Below are 20,271 nucleotides of genomic sequence, written 5' to 3'. Positions count from 1 at the left end.
TTTTTATTGCTTCATAAGATATTTTATAATGCTATAATCCGAAGGAGTTTTTATGTATAATCATTGTTTTAAACCTGATATGATAAATCCAAGTATTATATTTATTGCAAGAGGAGATGTAAACGGTGATAAGATACCTGATAACTTATATCTAATTGGAACAAGAACCCCATCAAGTAATTTTATTAAGAATATCAATCTTATAATTCAAGATGGGAGAACAGGGAACATTATGAAAATACCTCTAAAAGAAAATGCTGGATATAATCCCAGATTATTTTTGGGAGACTTTACTGGAAATGGTACAAAAGATATATTAATTAGTATAGATTCTGGCGGAAGCGGTGCAATAATGTATCATTATATTTATTCTTTTATTTATAATACACCTCAACTAATTTTTGATTTTAATGTATATAACGAAGAATATAAATATGATGTTATTTTTAAAGACAACTATAAAGTTGAAGTAACAAGCAATAAAAATAATGAAAAATACATTATAGATATATCTCTTAAGGGAAATGATTACTTAGATGAAATATACTATGAGAATGGGAAACTAAAAAATCCAATTAGCGGATTTGTAAATCCCCTAAGTGGATTATATCCTGTTGATTTTAATTCTGATGGAATGTATGAATTATTAGCTTATCAAAAAATAGCTGGAAGATATAACGCAGATTCTCTAGGCTATTTTTTGAATACGTTAAAATGGAAATACAATAGATTTATTTTGGACAATCAAAATGTAGCTATATGGGGGGCTCAACAATAAATTTAATTTAAGAAATTCTAATCTTTTATCCATATAAAATTATCTAACGCTCACATTCAGCGTCCTGCCCAGGTTCGCTAGCCTGGCGTCCTTGCCAGGCTTACGATAATTTTATCTGTTTAAAAGAAGAATTTCTAAAATTAAATTTAAACAGTTCCTTCGCTTCTTATGAAAGTCATTCCAGAGAAATTTCATAATTCTAGTAATGTAATACTTTTTGTGGAATAATCATAAAAATACATTTAAACTTTTTTAAAATCCCCTACCTTTAATAGAGGGGCTGCTGCACTAAGAATAAATACTACTATTATTGTGCTGAATTTACTACAATAGCTTTTCTAAATGCATACCTTCTAATTCCTCAACTAATTCATTAAACCATTTAATTGTTTCTTCATGTTTATGTTTTAAATCTTCTCCATCTTTAATAAAGTAAAAATCATTAAGTCTTTTTACTACTTCATCAGGTAAATCATAATATACATATCGTGTCCTAAAATCAAATCTATATGGACTATACCTTATTCTTATAGCTTCTAATAAAAGGCTTAAAGAAAAATTATTATAAAATGCCACTGCTTCAATATAATTCTTTCTATTAAGTTCTTTATATATCAAAATCTGATATATATTAAATAAGTTTTTAATTTTCTCTAATCTCTGCTCTAGTTTTTTTGCAAATTCTTTTTTGTCAATGCTCTTGTATTTAGCTACATTTTGTTTATCAAAGTGAACAAAGACCTCTCCATGTATTTCCTTTTGCAAGAATTTATCTGGTGCACTATGCCTTACAGCACAAATTTCTACTATAAGGAATTTACTTGCATCTTTTAACTTATACACCTTTTGATATGCTCCTTCACTCATAGGCTGAGGACATTCATATGTATTTTCAATTGGTGATAAAGTTTCTAATGCCTTATCCGTTACTTTAAATATTTCTCTTACTTTGTCATCTTCCACATCAACTGCAATATCAATATCTGACCATTCATCCACTCTTCCAAAGGCTGCTGAACCACATTGCCATGCTGCATAAACATAATCTAGTGGTTCTATGGAATCAACTATGCAGTTTAATATTTCCTCTCTCTTTAACATAATTTTCCCCCCAATAATTATTATTTTTCATATTATTAACGTTTTACTAAATTGTTTTTTCATCTCCTTTCAATAAGTTTTTTATTTTATTGATAAAATTTTTAATCCATTTGCCTTTTTTAATAATGTATATGCTGTTTCATACTCTCCTTTTTGTGAATATATTTCACTTAAACTCTCGTAGGCAAACCCTAAATTCATATATGCATATTGAACAATACCTTTATATTCTACAGTTATATAGATTTCTACTTCTCTTATAAAACTTTCTATTTTCTTAATGGCTTTATCATATTCCTTTAGTTTTCCATAAGCTAATCCTTCATATATCTTTCCTGTTAATATATAAACACAATCAATTATATGCGAAATTTTATGTTTATAATCTATTTTTTCAAAATCTTCAATAGCATCATTATAGTTTCCCAATAAATAATTTGCCTTACCATGTTCCACATAATAATAAAAGGATTTTTCTCTTGAGTTAATTTCTAGTAACTCTAAATACTTCAAAGCTTCAGCTGGCTCATTTATCTTATTTTCATATTTAGCATAATTATGATATATCTTTGCTAAATTTAATTTATTATCAGTAAACTCTCCATATTGCTTTGCCTTATTGGCATTTACAAGAAATTTTTCGTATTCTCCCCTCATAAGATATATTATTGCTTCAATTCTATAAGCATCATCTATATAGTAATAAATGTTATTTTCATTAGACAAAATAATAGATTTCTCACACATCTCAATTGCCTTTTGAAATTCACCTTTTGCAAATAAAATAGCTGGCTGTGTAATTAATAACTTAATTTCTAAAAAAGCATCCCTACTGCTAGATTTATCATATAAACTCTGTGCTTCTTCTAAAATATCTGTACATTTATCATAATCATACTTTTCTAAAGTTTCTCTACATAACTTCATATATGCCCTTGATGCATCAATGTACAATCTATTATATTTATATATTTCACAACATAAATTAATAATCTTTGTTCCTTCTTTAAATTCACTTAAAGCCACATGACATGACCCCAATCTATATAGTATGTCTGCATATAATTTACTTTTTTCTTGAAATTTATATATATCTAATAGATTACTTGCTTTTTCCTTAGCAACTTCAATTTTATTGATTCTTATGAAATCATCTATCTCTTCCAGTTCCTTTAAAATTTCATTAATTGGTAGACAATTGTTGTCTATATATTGTCCTTCTCCTTCTTCATTTTGCAGAAAATAAGCTATTGGCTTATTTAGCTTTTTAGCAATATATTGCAAATTTTTCATAGAAGGATTGGCATGCCCATTTTCTATATGACTTAACATACCTTTTGTCATTTCTGGCTCTGCAAGTTCTGCTTGAGTCATACTGAGAGCTTTCCTTAATCTTTTTATTTTTTTTCCAATACTTAAATTCAATTTTCTCTCTCCTTTTAAGTATATATACTATACTATTTAGTATAGTATAATTAAATTATACTTTCAAGTAAAATTTATATAATTTAATTATACTTATACTTAAATTTATAATAATTTTATATAGAATACTAGTATTACATTATACTTTTACAAATACTTTTCTTTCATTACCATTTTTAAAAACTCATCTTCACTATAAAAAAATCAAATATTTTTCCATAATAAATTGAGCAATCTAATAACATAAACCCATAGATTGCTCAATTTACCACACTTAGTACATTTCCTAATTCTTATTTAATAAAAACTCAATAGCTCTTTCCTTATCTATATCCCTTTCATTTCAAGATCCACAATTCTTTTTCTACTATCCCCTTATATGAACTGTAATATAATTTATAACTTATTTGCATTTTATGGTATTTTCATATTTATGCATTTAGCCTCACATACTATTAAAACATTATATTCAATTACATTAAATATTACCGTTCTCTAAGACCTCTTTGGAATTACCTGATGCTGTAATTTCTCCATCTCTTAGTATAATTACTTTATCTGCTATAGCTAATGCATCTTCTTTATCGTGAGTTACAAATATGGATGTTATTCCTATTTTATTTATTATGTTTTTAAGTTCTCTCCTTATTCTACTTTGAAGATTAGCGTCCAAATTACTAAATGGCTCGTCTAAAAGAAGAATTGATGGATTAGGTGCTACTGCTCTACCTATAGCTACTCTCTGTTGTTGCCCACCACTTAGTTCATGAGGATATCTTTTTTCAAATCCTTTTAAATCTATAAGTTCAAGCATTTCTTGTACTCTTTCCCTTTTTTCTTCCTTATTCATTTTTTTAAGTCCAAATCCTATATTTTGTTCTACACTCATATGAGGAAACAATGCATAATCTTGAAACACCATTCCCATTCCTCTTTTTTCTGGCGGTAAAAAGACATTTTTACCTACAATAATTTTTCTATTTACAATAATTTTTCCAGTAACATTTTCCTCTAACCCTGCTAATATTCTTAAAATTGTACTTTTTCCACTACCGCTTTCACCTAAAATACTAACTATTTCACCTTTTTCTATTTTTACATTTAAATTTTTAATAGTTTCTTTTTTAGAGTTTTTATACTTAAAACTCACATTACTTATTTCTACAAACATTATTTTCCTCCCTATCCCTTTTGTACATCAAATATATTGAATATATACTTACAAAAATTATTATTATAGAAGCTACTGAAGCTTCCTGTATCATTTCATCATTGGCATATTCAAAGGTTTTTGTAGCTAATGTATTAAAATTAAAAGGTCTCAAAATAAGAGTCAATGTAAGCTCTTTTATAATCTCTAGGAAAACCAATGCAAATGCACTTATAACTGCAGGTTTTATCATAGGTAAATCCACTTTAAAAAAAGTTTTTATATCACTGTATCCCAAACTTCTTGAAGCTTCAAAAAATCTCTTCCCTATTTTCTCAAAACCTGCTTCTATAGATTGATATCCTATAGCTAGAAAACGAATAACATATGCAAATATAAGCATAATAATACTTGTACTTAAAACTAATTTGGGGGAATTTGAATTTATTACCTTATATAAAGGATAAAATAGTTTATCAAGCTTTACAAAGAACAGTATCACACCTATAGAAATAACTGATGCTGGTATGGAATACCCTAGAAGTGTTATTTTTGATACTAATTTTGATAAATTATCATCTTTTATTCTAGAAAAATTGCCTATTATAATAGTCATAAATACTATAATTAAAGAAGTAATTACTGCTGTCCAAGTGGAATTAAATATAAGAATTAAAAATTTAACACTAAGTACCTTTTTATAAGTAAGTATGCTCCAACTTATCAATTGAAGTACCGGAATAATAAAACTTATAGCTAGTACAACTGAACATAAAATAAAAGCTATAAACGCCCAAGCCCCTTCTAACTTTTTCCTTCTAATAGGTCTTATCTTACTATTAACAAAACTATATTTTTTTCTTCCTCTAAGTTGTCTTTCTAAAATAATTAGAATAAATACCATAAACATCAGTATTGAGGAAAGCTTAGTAGCTGAATGTAAATCTCCCATGGAAAACCATGAAGTAAATATAGCTTTACTTATTGTAGACACTCCAAAATAAGATACTACACCATAGTCATTTAGAACTTCCATTAGTACTAAAGAAACCCCTCCAATAATAGCTCCTCTTGATATTGGAATGATTATTTTTATAAATATTTCTAAAGAATTTTTTCCTAGAACTCTTCCACTTTCTATAATTTCTGCAGATTGTTTTTCTAAAAAAGCTCTAGTAATCATATAAACATAGGGAAATAAGAAAACTGTAAATATGAATATTGATCCCCTTATAGACATTATATCCAAAGTGCCAGGAGATACATTAATTCTAAAGATTTCTCTTAAAAACCTTTGTACAACTCCTGTATAGCTTAATATTCCGTTATATGTATAAGCTCCTATATATGGTGGAATAGTCAATGGTAATATAAGTGACCATTTAAAAAATTTTCTTAAAGGAAACTCATATGCAGAAATTAACCATGCTAATAAAGTACCAATTACCATGGTTAAGATACCTGTAAATACCATTATATTTAACGTATTTATAAAATAATCTTTTAATAAATACGTTTTAATATGAATCCAATTTTCATTTCCCTTACTAAATAACTTCATAATGATATCTACATTGGTCACAATTATCATTAATGCAAAAATAGTACTTAAAACGCTCCAAATGTTTATATAAGATTCCTTTTTTCCTAGTCTCATTCTTTAATCTCACTTCCCTACGTTTAATTTAAAAAGCAGCCTTTAAGTTTAAGGCTACTTTTTAATATTTGAACTATATAAATATTCTTATTTCCAGCCTACTTTATTAAATATCTCTACAGCTTTTTTATTGTTCTCACCTAGCTTTGATAGATTAATATCTTGTGCTTTAAAGTTTCCCCAAGACTTTAATAATTCAGATGGTTCTACTCTTGAATTAACTGGATATTCAAAGTTTCCGTCAGCAAACTCTCTTTGTGCCTCTTGGCTAGATAAATGTTGTACTAATTTTAAAGCATTCTCTTTATTATTAGCATTTTTGGTAACACCTGCACCACTTACATTAATATGAGTACCTGTAGTTTCACCGTTTGGGAAAAATACGCCTACTTTTTTTGCTACTTTAACTTCTTCTGGATCTGAAGAATTTAGCATTTTACCTACATAATAAGTATTCATTATAGCTACATCTCCCACTCCAGCTACAATAGCCTTCGCTTGATCTCTATCATTTCCCTTTGGTTCTCTCGCTAAATTGCTAACTATACCTTTAGCCCAATTCATAGCCTTTTCTTCACCATTTATGTCAATAAAAGATGCTAGTAAAGACTGATTATATACAGCTGATGAAGATCTTACTAATACTTTACCTTTCCACTTAGATTCTGTTAATGCCTCATAAGTGGACAATTCCGAAGGATTTACTCTATCTTTAGAATAAACTATAACTCTACCTCTCTTTGTTAATCCGTACCACTGGTTGTCCTTGTCTCTGAAATTCTCAGGAATATTTTTAGATAAAATATTTGATGTAACTGGTTGCAAAAGTCCCTGTTCTTTTGCTCTATGTAGTCTGCCTGCATCTGCAGTTATAAGCAAATCTGCCTTTGTATCTTTCCCTTCTCTTACCAATCCTTCAATAAGCTCATCAGATTTTCCCTCTACTATATTAACCTTTATACCTGTTTTATTAGTAAAATCCTCAAAGATCTGCTTATCCGTATCATAATGTCTATCAGAATAAACATTTACGACTTGCTTTTTTTCTGTAGTTGTCCCTTCCTTATTTGCACCTTTACCGCAGCCTATAAGTGCTGATGATGTTATTAATACAGTTCCTAATAATGCTAATATTGATTTTTTGTTCATATATGAACCTCCTTAATTTAAATGATATTAATTAACTATTGAAAATAATTATCATTTCCTTATGATATTTTATTTCATTTGTCGAAGAAAGTCAATATAAAACATTTATGAAATATTTACCATAAAAGTTCTATGTAAAAAATAAACATATTATAAAAGACACAAAAAGACCATGAAGTTTTAAGCTAAACTAGCTTTCTTCTTCATGGTCTTTTTATACTTCATATGTTAATTTTATAATACGTCTTTAGACACACTATTTTGCAAATTATTTCATGCTTCCTGAATACCTTTTATAATAAAAATACCCTAATATTGCCCATAAAATCATCAGTATTATAGATGGACTGCTCAATCTTGCAGGTGAACCTGGTATGATAAGTAATCCTATGAATAAAAGGCTTATGAATGTCCCTATTGCTGAAAAACCTCTGTCTATTCCTTTTGAATGTTTGAATCCAATGTAACATACGTAAAAATATGCTACCGCCGCTAATAAAGAAGACATATCTACAATATAGATAATAACCTCTCTGCCCAACCAAGGTGCTATTAAACTGGCTAAAGCTACAAATTTAACCCCACTTTCAAATACTCCATTACGATTTTCTTTTTTGTATTTTGATGGAATAAGCCTATACCTAGCTAAAGACCCTATGAGCTTGCTGCTACCTAGCATAAATCCATTTATTCCGCCTGCTACTGCACCGACCAATGATATTATAAGTAATATAAACCCTGTATATCCCATATTATTAAGTACAGCAGTTCCCAGAGCCCATTGTTCCAAAAGCGCTTGCTCCGGAGTATATACCAAACCAGTTGTAATATTTAAAAGATTATAAAAAAGCACTCCAGCTAATATAGCTAATATTGCCATTCTTGTAGCTTTTGTAGCTTCAAAACTCAACTCTGTAGACACTTGTGGTATTACATCAAAACCCACAAATAAGAAAGGAACTATAGCAAAAATCTTCGCAACCTCAGTAATGTTAAATTTATAGTTAACAATATAGTTATTCATAATTAAGCTATGCTCTGTCTTCATGAACATGAAAATAAATACTACAATTACATTTATCACCATTAATAAGATCATGATGTTCTGTACCCTAGAACTGAACTTTAGACCCTTAATATTCACATAAGCAAATACTAAAATTATTAAACTCGCAATAATAATCTCTGACAAATATACAGGATAACCAGCTATCTTATATAAATATCCAAACTCCATTGCTGCACCAAACAACTTCTTGATTACTAGTACGAATGCTGTAGCATTCAATGGAACCATGCTTATATAGCACAAAGTCAAAGACCAACCTACTACAAAACCATTAACTTTACCCATATTTTTATAGGTATAAGAGAATTCTCCTCCATCTTCATGATGATTCTCCATCATGATGTGATAACCCTTTTGTATAAAAAGAATAGCAAGGCCACCCAGTATAAACCCGATGGCCGTACTAACAATACCACTTTCATGAAGAAACTTTGAACCAGGGAGGGTAAATGAGCCCCATCCAATAATAGATCCTAATGCTAAGGCTAATATATCTATTCTGTTCAATTTTTTTCTCATATAATCAACCTTTACTTGAAGTTATATTCTGTAACTATCTTTTCTCTTCCTGTTACTTTATCCTGATAATACTCATAGCAACAAATTCCTAAATAAGAACCAGATATATTAATCACATTATCATATCCAATATTTTGTAGTGCCATTACTGCATTATAGCTTCTTTGACTTGAACGACAATGTAAATATACCATTTTATCTTTTGGAATTTCATCTAATCTTTCTCTGATTTCACTTAATGGAATATTCACTGCATTTTTAAGGTGACCTTCTGCATATTCATGTTTTTCTCTTACATCTACGATAAATGCATTATTTTCTACTAGCTCTCTCACTTTTGTTACTGGAACTTGCTTAAATCTACCATATAATAGGTTTAGTCCTACTAATGCTGCATAATTCACTACATCCTTGGCAGTTCCAAATAAAGGAGCATAACATAACTCTAATTCTTTTAAATCTTCTAGGGTCCCGCCCATTGTTATCATTGTAGCAATTACATCTATTCTCTTATCTACATTTCCCTTTCCTATAGCTTGAGCCCCAAGTATTCTTCCATTTGGATACTCATATATAAGTTTGAAGTGCATTGGATTGCTGTTTGGCATCAAACCAACTTTATCTCCTGGAATTACATATGCAAAATCATAGGAAATTCCAGCCATCTTTGCAGTTTTCTCATTAAATCCTGTACATGCAGCTCCTAAATCAAAAATTTGAACTACAGAGGATCCTATTACACCTTTGTTATTGTGAGGAATATTATATATATGATCAGCAGCTGCTCTGGCTTGTCTTTGAGCAGGTCCTGCTAGTGCTAATCTTGAAGGTTTATGGCTCATACGATTGTAAACCTCTATAGCATCACCTACCGCATAAATATCCTTATCGTTAGTTACATAGTTATGATCAACCTTTATACCTCCAGTTACACCGATTTCAAGGCCAGCTTCTCTAGCTAAACTAGTTTCAGGTGAAACACCAATTGCCATTACTACAGCCTTTGCAGGAACCATTTTACCTGATTGTAACTCTACAGAGTTTTCATTTATTTTCTTTACTCCATCACTTAATATAAGATTAACTCCCTTATCTATCATCTCTTTATGAAGTATTTGAGCCATATCATAATCAAAAGGATTCATTATCTGATCAAGTGCTTCTATAAGGCTTACATTTTTACCAGCTAGACGTAGATTTTCTGCTACTTCTACCCCTATAAATCCTCCACCAACAACAGCTATATCCTGAATATTGTTTTCAATAATACTTTCATTAAGTTTCTTTATATCAACTACATTTCTTACAGTGAACACATTTGGTCCAGTTATTCCTTCAATGCTTCTTGGAAGAATTGGATTAGCTCCTGGAGACAAAACCAATTTGTCATAAGACTCTTCATATTCTTCTCCAGTAATAAGATTTTTAACTACTATTTTCTTTTCTTCTCTTTTTATTTTTACAACTTCACTGTTAACTCTAGCTTCAATGTTATATTGCTTTTTAAACTGTTTCGGACACATTAAAACCAAGTCATCGCCATTTTCTACCATACCACTTAAATGAAATGGTAAAGCACAGTTAGAAAAAGATACGTGAGGACCTCTTTCAAACATTATTATTTCTGCCATTTCATCAATTCTTCTTGCTCTTGCTGCAACTGAAGCACCTCCAGCTACTCCCCCAACAATTAAAATTCTGTTACTCATAATATAACGCCTCCTATAATTCTAATTAATCTAGCCAATGTAAATGTATACCTATAAAAGTCATAAATATTTTTTCCTTGACCTTTAATTATAAATTTTCATTTATATGTATAGAAACCTAGCAGTCACAGACTGCTAAGTTTTATATTTTTACAAACTATTTAAATATTAATATTACTTTGCCCACTTTCTTGCACATTTATTTCCTACAATACCGCCTAGAACCATGAAAATTAAGAAGATCCAACCGGAAAGTGAGAAGTTTGCAATAGGTGTATATAATGCACCTACATTACATCCGTTTGCAAATCTAGTACCTACTCCCATGGTAATTCCACCTAGAGCAAACAGTAATAATTCTCTTACTGTAATATGCATCTCTGACATAAATGTCTTCACAAACTTACCAGCTGTCAACAAGTAAATAGCTGTTCCAAGTAATATACCAAAGTTCTGAACTGAAACACCGTGTTCAAAGAATGGTAGGGCATATGCTTTTGCTGGCATTTTTGTGAAATCTGCTAATGTCTCTGGTGAAACTCCAAATATCATTAAGAATTTACCAAACCACAATCCATAAGGAGTAGATGCGCCCCATCCAGCTTTAGTAACACCCATAAGTAACGCAAATAATATACTAATAACAACGGCTCCTTGTACTAAAGTCCAAGGTTTAGCAAATATTCTATTATAGTTTTCCTCACTTAAGAGCTTATATTCTTTAGTGTCAAAAGTTTCATTCTTATCTTGTACTTTTTCCATAGAGTGACCAGTATAAGTATTTTTCTCCTTACGACTTTTTTCATAAGCATAAGCAATAAATACAACAATTCCACAGAATATAGCTGTTAATATCAATGCACCTAGATAACCTTCAAGACCATCCCATTTGAATAAGTCTGGTAAGAATACACCACCATATAATTTTTTACCTACTGTTGTTGAAAACCAAGAATTCTTAACCCATCCTGCAGTATTCTGTACAGGAAATCCTAAAAATACACCTAATCCAAAGAATATTAATGTAATAAGTGCTCTAGGTAAACCAGTTACAAGGTCTGTAAGCACACCTGAAGCACAACAAGATGAAAATGACATACCAAATCCAAATAGCACTCCACCTAAAATCAAACCAAAATTAATTGGATTTACCCAAAGGTCATATTTAGTAGGGTCGGCTTTAAACAAAAATGCAGTAGTTAATAAAGATGTGATAAAGAAAAGAAACATAAGTGTTCTCATTAATTTCGTTGACCCAGTGTTAAATGCACGATTCACACTACCTGCAAATCCTGTGTAAGCTCTTGATAAAGCATAACCAAGTCCTGCACCCATTAAAAGTCTAAAAAATAACATATCTGTTTTTAACAGTGTCTTACCTAGAATTAGTACTAATAAAATTCCTATAAATCCTAAAGCTTGTTCAGTCTTCTTCATTTTTTTCCTCCTCATCCTTTAAATTGTTTATGCTGTGTGATTTTTTTAACTGATATTGATATAACATCATTTGCTTGGTTCACTTATCCTAAAAGATGTTACAAATATATTTACTAATTCAGTTAATCACTTCTCATAATATTTGAATAATAAATGAGTTCCTGTATACTTTTATAATTTTAAATTGCCCAATTTCGTTTGTTAATTATCTATCAAAATTATATTACACATTATTCTTTTTTCATAGAAAGTAAATGTTATATACCATAACACTTTCTTTGAGCTGAGTACAAAATACTTAGAGTATAATTTTAGTAGGCGAAGGTAGTAGTAATTACTGTTTAAAAAAAATAAAGGAGATACAAAAAGTATCTCCCATGTACACNTTTTTTGATAACAAGATAGGATTAAAGCCATATAAGCTAAGGAAAGAAATTAAAATGCCGAAGGCGCCGGAAGGATTAGAATACAGAAATTTAGGCACAATGGAGCATAATATCTGTGATGTATTAGCTCAAAGAATGAAAGGAAGAAAAATGAGTTGGTCAATTAGAGGTGCTAATAATTTAGCTAAAATACTAGCTGAAAAGGCAAGTAAAAGAATATACAATGTAGTAAATGAAATGTGTTCTAGTGTTATTTCAGATGATGAGCTAGAAAAAATAACAGAAATGATTACATTAACAGCAGCTGATGTAAATAAGAAAGTTGGTAAAGGCAAAGTATACCCAATACACCAAGGGAAGATGCCATTTACAGGCTGCGCCAATACAAATGGTCGCAAGGCAATAAGAGCCTTAGTTGAAAATAAAGGGTTTAATGACTTAGGATTTATTTAATAAAAGTATAAAATTATGTAGGTGAAGTGCGCCCTTTCGGGCTGGGGCGTAGCCCCTTATATAGGCTAGAAATATTAAATTTAAAAAAGTGTAAAAGTAAATTCAAAAACTATATTATAATGGATAAAATTTTAGAAAATAAAATTGCCCACTAGAACTTGACACAAACTACAAAATATACTAACTTGAATAAATATATTTATTTTTGTACAATAATAGGGTAGATGTATAACTATTTTTAGGATGTGATTTTGTGAATCTTGAATACCTTCAATCATTTTACATGACAGTAAAACATAATAGTATTTCAAAAGCAGCTCAAATTCTTCACCTTACGCAACCTGGACTCAGTGGGCAGCTTAAAAGCTTAGAAAATGAACTAGGAGTAAGTCTTCTAAACCGTAGTAATAAAGGTGTTGAATTAACAGAGGAAGGGAAAGTGGTATTTAACTATGCAGACACTCTACTTTCTATTCAGGGAAATATTAAGAGAGATTTGATAAATTTGCATCAAGACCGACCAAAATTAATGATTGGCGCTTGTAAAAGTGTAGGTGAGTATGCTCTTCCTTGTAGCATTTTTACTTTTAAACACCTACACGAAGAGGTAGATATCCGTATGGAAGTAATCAATTCAACTGAAGTTATTCAAAAGCTGCAAGAACATACAATTAACATTGGAATCATCCAACATGATCCCAAAATAGATGGTATCGTTACTGAGCCTATTATTTCAGATGAACTTCTTTTGGTTGGAAATAGTAATAATTCACCTAAAAAAATTTCTAAAGAAGATTTGAAAGAGATTCCTTTAATTCTACGTGAAAATACTTCTGGCACTAGATATGTGATTGAAAAATCATTAAAAGAAAAGGGAATAAATGTAGAAGAGTTAAATGTAATTTACGATTTAAATTCTCCAGAAGCCATTAAATCTTCTATACTTTCGGGAAAAGGTTTTTCTTTTTTACCAAAATTAGCAGTTGCTCAAGAGTTGAAAAAACATACCATTGAAACAGTTCAGGTAGATGATTTTAAAATTTCTTTTAGCTACTATATAGCTTCAAGAAAAAAATATACCTTTACTGAATATGAACAAATGTTTGTTGATTTTATTATTTCTAATAAGCGAGGTTTTTGTTAAAATCTATTTCTTACTTTAATGTTTACGTACTTAATAATTTAGGTGAAGAATATATTCAAGTTCTAAGTTATATATAATAGTTCTAGGTGCTGGGTACTATAAAAAAACTTACAAGTCCGTATTTACACTAGCACCTAGTATCTAGATAAAATTACTAAATAAATCTCACTATAAAATAATATATTCTTATAGATTAGCCTCTGGAAATTAGGAATTAATAAAAAATCTAACTAATATTTTAACCCCTACCCATGTCCCTAATATGACAAAATTTCCAAAAACCCAAGCATGTAGTGAAAATGATGGTATTCCACTAAAAAAAGCTCCAATGTTGCAACCAACAGCAAGCCTAGTCCCATATCCCATCATAATTCCTCCCAGAAGTGCAAATATAAACTGCTTTTTACTCTTTATTTTCTTCCATTTGAATTGCGAAGCTAATAATGTTGCAACTAAAGATCCTATAACTACACCAATATTTAAAATTGTATATTGGTTAATAAATACATTTTCATGTGAAATCACAGGAGAATAATAGGACTTAAAATGACTAAAATACTCCCAACTCAATGGATTTAGTCCAAACCATTGCAATATACCAACTCCCCATAGTAAAAAACCGCTGGTTATTTGCCAGCTTACTCCAGTTAACGCTAGTAAAATCACATTCATTATTCCTAATAATATTCCTCCTACCCAATGAGGCCAAGGTTTTTTAAGATATTTATTTATAGATTTCATCATATATCGCTCCTATTTTTCTTTTGGCTTTTGAATATACACTTCCCATTCTCCTGCACCCAGCTCAAGAAGCTTTACAGGATATTTTTTTTCCGATGCCCACTTTTCTACATCAATGGCCACACAACTATGATCAGAATTAAGAATCAAGATATCTCCTGGTTCCATTGTCTTAAGTTCCTTCATAGCTCGAAGCAAAGGAATTGGACATAATTCACTTAAACAATCTAGTTTTCTTACGGTCATATGAAATTCCTCCATTATAATTCTTTAAAGCGTCTATTTTCATACCATACTGCTAATTTATATAAAGTTATCAATACTATCATCTGCAATAAAACAACAATTTTTAAATCTAAGTATTCAGAAAAATAAATTGTCTTTGCATTTTTAATAAAATGCTCATACCAGAAAGAATAATCTTTTGCTCCCAGTAAGGTTCCAATTATAAAGCCTACAAGAACAACCCAATGAAGGGCATGTCCTTCACCAATTCTCATAAGCACACCTGAAGCACATCCTCCTGCTAAAACCATTCCTATACCAAATATAAATGCACCAATCATTACATGAATTCCTACAGAACTAACAGCCCCTGGAATCATTTCATAATTAGCACCTTTGATATGAATATATCTAGATTGTATTACAGCAAAACCTACTGTACTTACCATCATAGACAATATCATACCTCTTAACACCCTAGTGCTACCCGTAATAAAAGGATCTCTAAATGCTGCAGTGAAACAAAATCGTGAATACCTTAAAATTATACCGATTATAATTCCAACACTTAAAAATGTCACATACCTAGGCTGCTTTTGCCAAAATATAATGCAAAGAATAAATGCAATTAAAATGAGCATAATCCCATAAGGAATCTGATTCTTTTCCTTTTTTACTTGTGACTGACGCTGCTTTACTAGCATATCTATTTCATTTGATATCATATTATCATCCCTTTAAACAAAATTAATATTTTTGCTTTCATAATTATATACTATATGTACATTACAATCAATGACATATAATTGTTTGTACTTCCACTTGCCTGTAATTATCTAGTAAACTTTTTTAAGAATCATTTATCTTCGCTTGAACATAACAATGTGAAAATAGATTATCAAAAAAATACTTCCTAAATAAAGAGATTATTGTCATATCTACTTATTTAGGAAGTTATCTTAAATTGTCATTTTACTAAATTATTGTCTTTTATAAATTTAGTTGTGACTTCTTCTATAGCCTTTTATCAATCCCCACTGAAAAACTTAATTTTTAAGCATATCATTATTTTTGTTTCGCCATATCATTAAGTTCATTAGTTAATGCTAGAAGCTCTTCAATACTTGCAGTTGTTTGCTGTATTGCAGCTGACTGTTGTTCAGTATTAATCATTGTGGATTCTGAAGCTTCTAAAGTTTTTTGAACCGAACTTTCAATATCATCTGTCAACTTTACTATTTGCATGGCTGTTTCCTTTGAACTTTCTGAAAGCGTTCTGATTTCTGTAGCAACAACCCCAAAGCCTCTTCCAGCTTCTCCAGCCCTTGCGGCTTCTATAGCTGCATTTAATCCAAGCATTTTAGTGGCATCGGCAATACTCTTAATTGAATCTAATATTTCATTAATTTTTTCTGATATATTTTTAACATTTACAATTTCCTTATTAAGTGTTTCTTGATTATTGGTAATAGTTACTGAAGAAGAAGCAAGTTCTTCCATTGTGGCTGAAATTTGAGAAAAGCTTTCTACTAAATCGTTACTTGTAGTCTTTAATTTAAGCTGTTGATATCCAACTTTGGACAGAGCATTTGCTACTATAAAAAGCACTTCGGCAGCAGCTCTAATATTTCTTTCTGTTGATATTTTTACTTTATTAACAGCTTGTATGTAACCATCTTCATCTACGCCAATTTCCCTTGCGGTTTTTCTAAAACCATCCTCTTGGGGTTTTGATGTAAGTATTTGTCCTCCAAGTATTGTTCCAATTTGTGTTCCGTCTACAATAATAGGGGCTGCAAAATCTATAAGTCCCGCATGACATGTATATACATATGGTCTTCCAGTCCTTGCAGCTTCTTCCCCTCCCTTTCTATGAGATTGAGCACATCTATCATCTCCTGCTTTTGTTGAATGAGTATAATCCATACAGAAACTAGTATAGGAGCTTGGCCTTGTAACGGGGTTTCCTTCCATATCTACCGTAACACTTGCCAAATCCATACTTTCAGCAAAATTATCTTGAAATTTTTGAAGCAGTTCTATATCCAAAACATCCTTTAACTGAATTTTGGATAAGTGAATATCATTCTTTCCCATTATTGTTCCCCCTTAACCGAATGTCATTTTTATACATTTTTCGACTTCTTTATGAAATTAATTTTATCATATACCTTTGTAAATCACAATATTTTCTGATAATTTCATTTTTGCATTCTTGAACAAGTATTTTTTATAAAAATTATACTATCTGCTCTATTCACATTAAATATCTAAGATAATTCTGTATTAAAGTTTACAAAAAAAACCCTATCAAACTTTATTGTTTTGACAGAGTTTTTCTTTGTACTAGCTATTAATTACAAGTACTCTTATTAAATTTTATACAGACGTATTTTTATTTTTTTATATTTTAAAAGGTTAGATGTTTAAACAAACGTCTTTTTATTTATTTCTATATTCTAACAGTGTTAAATACCTAGTATCTTTTTTGTATGTTCTTCTACCATTTCAGGAGTAACATCTTTTCTTCTTGCAACACCTGTATCTATGGCTGCCTTTGCAACACCAGCTGCCACCTTTGGTGCTATTCTTAAATCAAAAGCTTCTGGAATAACATACTCTGAATTTAACTTATCTTCTTCTACTAGTCCTGCTATAGCATAAGCTGCTGCCATTTTCATTTCATCATTTATCTCAGAAGCTCGTACATCAAGAGCTCCTCTAAATATTCCTGGAAATGCTACTACATTATTAACCTGATTAGGGAAATCTGATCTTCCTGTACACACTACTTTAGCTCCTGCTTCTATAGCATCTTTTGGTAGTATCTCTGGGTTAGGATTTGCCATAGCCATGATGATAGCATCTCTATTCATAGACTTAACCATTTCTTTAGTTACGCAATTTGCAACAGATACTCCTAAGAACACATCTGCTCCCTTTAACACTTCAGCTAAATTTCCCTTTATTGAATTCTTATTTGTTATATTAGCCATTTCTTCTTTATATTTATTCATTCCTTCTGGTCTTCCCTTATATATTGCGCCCTTTGAATCGCATAATATAACATCTTTTGCTCCCATTTTTAAAATTAATTTTGTGATAGCTGTTCCCGCAGCACCTGCTCCATTTACTACTACAGTTATATCCTCAAATTTCTTATTTACAACCTTTAAGGCATTTATAATGCATGCAGTTGAAACCACTGCAGTACCGTGCTGATCATCATGAAATATAGGAATATTTGATATTTTCTTAAGTCTTTTCTCTATTTCAAAGCATTCTGGAGCTTTAATATCTTCTAGATTTACTCCTCCAAAACCAGGTTCCATAAGTTTTACAGTTTCAACAATTTTATTTACATCTTTTGTATCTAAACATATTGGGAAAGCATCTACTCCTCCGAAAGCCTTAAATAAAACTGCTTTTCCTTCCATGACTGGAAGTCCTGCTCCTGCTCCTATATCTCCAAGTCCTAATACTGCTGTACCATTAGTTACTACAGCTACCATATTTCCTTTAGCTGTGTATTCATAAATGTCTTCTGGATTTTTATTGATTTCCAAACAAGGTTCAGCTACTCCTGGTGTATATGCCATAGTTAAATCTTCATTACATTTAACAGGTACCTTACATTTAAGTTCAATTTTACCTCTATAATCTTTATGGAATTTTAGTGCTCTTTCTTTTAAATTTGCCATTATAAAACCCTCCTATACTATACTCTAGTTTGCTATAAGACATTTTGTAGTTATACCTGGTTCTGTCATAGCCATAGCATCAAGCACTTCATCTATCTTTTCTTCATTTAAAAGTCCTGACTTTAATATTATTTCTCTTATGGGCTCTTCTGTTTTCATAGCAGTTTTTGCAATTTTAGCAGCTTCCTTATAACCTATGTATGGACAAAGAACTGTAACTATACCTATACTATTTTCGACCAAGTTTTGACATCTTTTTTTGTTAGCTGTTATTCCTATTATACAATTATTAATAAAAGTGTCCACCCCATTAGCTAAAGTTTCTATAGATTCAAACAAATTATAGAATATAACTGGTTCAAAAGCATTTAATTCTAATTGGCCAGCTTCTGCAGCCATAGTAATTGTCATATCATTACCTACAATATTAAATGCTATTTGACTCACTACTTCTGGTATTACAGGATTCACTTTTCCTGGCATTATGGAAGAACCATTTTGCTTTGGTGGAAGATTTATTTCACCAAATCCTGTTCTTGGTCCTGAAGACATAAGTCTTAAATCATTTGCCATTTTTGATAAACTCACAGCACAAGTTTTAATAATTGAAGATACCTCTACGAAGCAGTCCACATTTTGAGTTCCATCTACTAAATTCTCTGCTTGCTTTAATGACATGCCAGTAACTTTTGCAAGATTAGGTACTATTTTATTTTCATACTGTTTATCTGCATTTATACCTGTACCTATAGCTGTAGCTCCCATATTTACAGTCTTTAAACTTTCCATTGCATTTTCAAGTCTTTTAATATCTCTAGCTACCACTGCACTATAAGCTGCAAACTCTTGTCCCAATCTTATAGGCACTGCATCCTGCATCTGAGTTCTTCCCATTTTTATTACTTCATCAAATTCTTCACTCTTTTTTACTAACACTTCATGAAGCTTTATAAGCTGTTTTATTGCTTTTGGAATAAGTTTCAAAGCAGTAATTTTACCTGCAGTAGGAATAACATCATTAGTAGATTGTCCCATATTTACATGATCATTAGGATGAACTATACTGTAGTCTCCCTTTTCTCCACCTAAAATCTCAATAGCTCTATTGGCAATAACTTCATTTGCATTCATATTCATTGAAGTCCCTGCACCGCCTTGAATAGGATCTGTTATAAATTGATCATACAATTTTCCATCTATTATTTCATCACAAGCTTTTTTTATAGAATTCTGAATGCTTTTATCCATAAGTCCAACCTCTGCATTAGTTATTGCAGTTGCTTTTTTTATTTGTGCAAGACTTCTTACAAATTCCTTATGAGTTTTTAATCCTGTTATCTTGAAATTTTCCACAGCTCTTAAAGTTTGAACACCATAATACGCATTTTTTGGTAACTCTCTAGTTCCTATAGAATCACCTTCTATTCTAAAACACTTTTCTTCACTAACTAATTGTTCCATACAATGACCCCCTAAATGAATGTAAAATTTCTTTATGTAATTACAAATAAATATTTTATGAATTTTTTCTTTCATTTTTCATTATATTACTTTCAATTACTAAATGCAACATATTTTGCAAGATTTATTTCATTTTAGCACTTTTTCTGTCTTTTCTTCTGAATTT

16 protein-coding genes are annotated in these 20,271 nt (G+C 30.4%); 2 read left to right on the top strand and 14 right to left on the bottom strand.

Features of this window, described 5'->3' with window-relative positions:
• The first annotated feature begins 52 nt into the window (after positions 1–52).
• Positions 53–778 carry a spore coat protein gene (locus C1715_RS10190; protein WP_102400386.1) on the top strand — a complete coding sequence of 242 codons (726 nt, stop codon included), beginning with the start codon at positions 53–55 and terminating at the stop codon, positions 776–778.
• Between the two features lie 324 nt (positions 779–1,102).
• Here the strand turns inward: C1715_RS10190 and C1715_RS10185 are convergent, their stop codons facing one another.
• The 8 genes from C1715_RS10185 to C1715_RS10150 all read right to left on the bottom strand — a co-directional run bounded on the left by C1715_RS10185 (position 1,103) and on the right by C1715_RS10150 (position 11,994).
• A complete protein-coding gene (locus C1715_RS10185) occupies positions 1,103–1,879 on the bottom strand; it encodes a hypothetical protein (RefSeq protein WP_102400385.1) in 777 nt (258 codons plus the stop codon).
• A gap of 81 nt (positions 1,880–1,960) precedes the next feature.
• On the bottom strand, positions 1,961–3,304 hold the full coding sequence (locus tag C1715_RS10180) for a helix-turn-helix domain-containing protein (protein WP_102400384.1): 1,344 nt from the start codon (positions 3,302–3,304) through the stop codon (positions 1,961–1,963).
• A 478-nt stretch (positions 3,305–3,782) separates the two neighbouring features.
• Positions 3,783–4,475 carry an ABC transporter ATP-binding protein gene (locus C1715_RS10175; RefSeq protein ID WP_102400383.1) on the bottom strand — a complete coding sequence of 231 codons (693 nt, stop codon included), beginning with the start codon at positions 4,473–4,475 and terminating at the stop codon, positions 3,783–3,785.
• Positions 4,456–6,111, bottom strand: coding sequence for an ABC transporter permease (locus C1715_RS10170; protein WP_102400382.1), 1,656 nt, complete (start codon positions 6,109–6,111; stop codon positions 4,456–4,458). Before C1715_RS10170 ends, C1715_RS10175 begins: the two co-directional genes overlap by 20 nt.
• A gap of 87 nt (positions 6,112–6,198) precedes the next feature.
• Positions 6,199–7,260: a Fe(3+) ABC transporter substrate-binding protein gene (locus C1715_RS10165; protein WP_102400381.1), complete on the bottom strand. Its 1,062-nt coding sequence runs from the start codon at positions 7,258–7,260 to the stop codon at positions 6,199–6,201.
• Positions 7,261–7,528: 268 nt separating this feature from the next.
• Positions 7,529–8,848 carry an APC family permease gene (locus tag C1715_RS10160; protein WP_102400380.1) on the bottom strand — a complete coding sequence of 440 codons (1,320 nt, stop codon included), beginning with the start codon at positions 8,846–8,848 and terminating at the stop codon, positions 7,529–7,531.
• An 11-nt stretch (positions 8,849–8,859) separates the two neighbouring features.
• Complete coding sequence (locus tag C1715_RS10155; protein WP_102400379.1) at positions 8,860–10,557, bottom strand: FAD-dependent oxidoreductase; 1,698 nt, start codon at positions 10,555–10,557, stop codon at positions 8,860–8,862.
• A 174-nt stretch (positions 10,558–10,731) separates the two neighbouring features.
• A complete protein-coding gene (locus C1715_RS10150; RefSeq protein ID WP_102400378.1) occupies positions 10,732–11,994 on the bottom strand; it encodes a YeeE/YedE family protein in 1,263 nt (420 codons plus the stop codon).
• Between the two features lie 1,092 nt (positions 11,995–13,086).
• Here C1715_RS10150 and C1715_RS10140 point away from each other — a divergent pair.
• Entirely contained in the window at positions 13,087–13,977 is an 891-nt protein-coding gene (locus tag C1715_RS10140; protein WP_102400376.1) for a LysR family transcriptional regulator, read from the top strand.
• A 207-nt stretch (positions 13,978–14,184) separates the two neighbouring features.
• Here the strand turns inward: C1715_RS10140 and C1715_RS10135 are convergent, their stop codons facing one another.
• The 6 genes from C1715_RS10135 to C1715_RS10110 all read right to left on the bottom strand — a co-directional run bounded on the left by C1715_RS10135 (position 14,185) and on the right by C1715_RS10110 (position 20,105).
• The gene (locus C1715_RS10135; protein ID WP_423240827.1) at positions 14,185–14,721 is read right to left on the bottom strand and encodes a YeeE/YedE thiosulfate transporter family protein; all 537 of its coding nucleotides are present in this window, start codon (positions 14,719–14,721) and stop codon (positions 14,185–14,187) included.
• Positions 14,722–14,730: 9 nt separating this feature from the next.
• A complete protein-coding gene (locus tag C1715_RS10130; RefSeq protein WP_102400374.1) occupies positions 14,731–14,964 on the bottom strand; it encodes a sulfurtransferase TusA family protein in 234 nt (77 codons plus the stop codon).
• A 14-nt stretch (positions 14,965–14,978) separates the two neighbouring features.
• Complete coding sequence (locus tag C1715_RS10125) at positions 14,979–15,668, bottom strand: YeeE/YedE thiosulfate transporter family protein (protein WP_423240826.1); 690 nt, start codon at positions 15,666–15,668, stop codon at positions 14,979–14,981.
• Positions 15,669–16,008: 340 nt separating this feature from the next.
• Complete coding sequence (locus C1715_RS10120; protein WP_102400373.1) at positions 16,009–17,040, bottom strand: PocR ligand-binding domain-containing protein; 1,032 nt, start codon at positions 17,038–17,040, stop codon at positions 16,009–16,011.
• A 371-nt stretch (positions 17,041–17,411) separates the two neighbouring features.
• Positions 17,412–18,644 carry an NAD(P)-dependent malic enzyme gene (locus C1715_RS10115; protein ID WP_102400372.1) on the bottom strand — a complete coding sequence of 411 codons (1,233 nt, stop codon included), beginning with the start codon at positions 18,642–18,644 and terminating at the stop codon, positions 17,412–17,414.
• A gap of 24 nt (positions 18,645–18,668) precedes the next feature.
• Complete coding sequence (locus tag C1715_RS10110; protein ID WP_102400371.1) at positions 18,669–20,105, bottom strand: aspartate ammonia-lyase; 1,437 nt, start codon at positions 20,103–20,105, stop codon at positions 18,669–18,671.
• Between the last annotated feature and the right edge of the window lie 166 nt (positions 20,106–20,271).

It is taken from the genome of Haloimpatiens massiliensis (genome assembly GCF_900184255.1).
GTDB classification, from domain to species: Bacteria; Bacillota; Clostridia; order Clostridiales; family Clostridiaceae; genus Haloimpatiens; species Haloimpatiens massiliensis.
Note: the sequence above shows the minus strand (reverse complement) of the source record. Positions and strands in the feature narration are given on the sequence as shown.

Excerpts from the sequence above, each read along its gene's own strand:
- C1715_RS10120 (WP_102400373.1), bottom strand. The coding sequence starts at position 17,040 with ATGGGAAAGAATGATATTCACTTATCCAAAATTCAGTTAAAGGATGTT.
- C1715_RS10130 (WP_102400374.1), bottom strand. The coding sequence starts at position 14,964 with ATGACCGTAAGAAAACTAGATTGTTTAAGTGAATTATGTCCAATTCCT.
- C1715_RS10125 (WP_423240826.1), bottom strand. The coding sequence starts at position 15,668 with ATGATATCAAATGAAATAGATATGCTAGTAAAGCAGCGTCAGTCACAA.
- C1715_RS10175 (WP_102400383.1), bottom strand. The coding sequence starts at position 4,475 with ATGTTTGTAGAAATAAGTAATGTGAGTTTTAAGTATAAAAACTCTAAA.
- C1715_RS10170 (WP_102400382.1), bottom strand. The coding sequence starts at position 6,111 with ATGAGACTAGGAAAAAAGGAATCTTATATAAACATTTGGAGCGTTTTA.
- C1715_RS10185 (WP_102400385.1), bottom strand. The coding sequence starts at position 1,879 with ATGTTAAAGAGAGAGGAAATATTAAACTGCATAGTTGATTCCATAGAA.
- C1715_RS10155 (WP_102400379.1), bottom strand. The coding sequence starts at position 10,557 with ATGAGTAACAGAATTTTAATTGTTGGGGGAGTAGCTGGAGGTGCTTCA.
- C1715_RS10115 (WP_102400372.1), bottom strand. The coding sequence starts at position 18,644 with ATGGCAAATTTAAAAGAAAGAGCACTAAAATTCCATAAAGATTATAGA.
- C1715_RS10135 (WP_423240827.1), bottom strand. The coding sequence starts at position 14,721 with ATGATGAAATCTATAAATAAATATCTTAAAAAACCTTGGCCTCATTGG.
- C1715_RS10160 (WP_102400380.1), bottom strand. The coding sequence starts at position 8,848 with ATGAGAAAAAAATTGAACAGAATAGATATATTAGCCTTAGCATTAGGA.
- C1715_RS10165 (WP_102400381.1), bottom strand. The coding sequence starts at position 7,260 with ATGAACAAAAAATCAATATTAGCATTATTAGGAACTGTATTAATAACA.
- C1715_RS10110 (WP_102400371.1), bottom strand. The coding sequence starts at position 20,105 with ATGGAACAATTAGTTAGTGAAGAAAAGTGTTTTAGAATAGAAGGTGAT.
- C1715_RS10190 (WP_102400386.1), top strand. The coding sequence starts at position 53 with ATGTATAATCATTGTTTTAAACCTGATATGATAAATCCAAGTATTATA.
- C1715_RS10150 (WP_102400378.1), bottom strand. The coding sequence starts at position 11,994 with ATGAAGAAGACTGAACAAGCTTTAGGATTTATAGGAATTTTATTAGTA.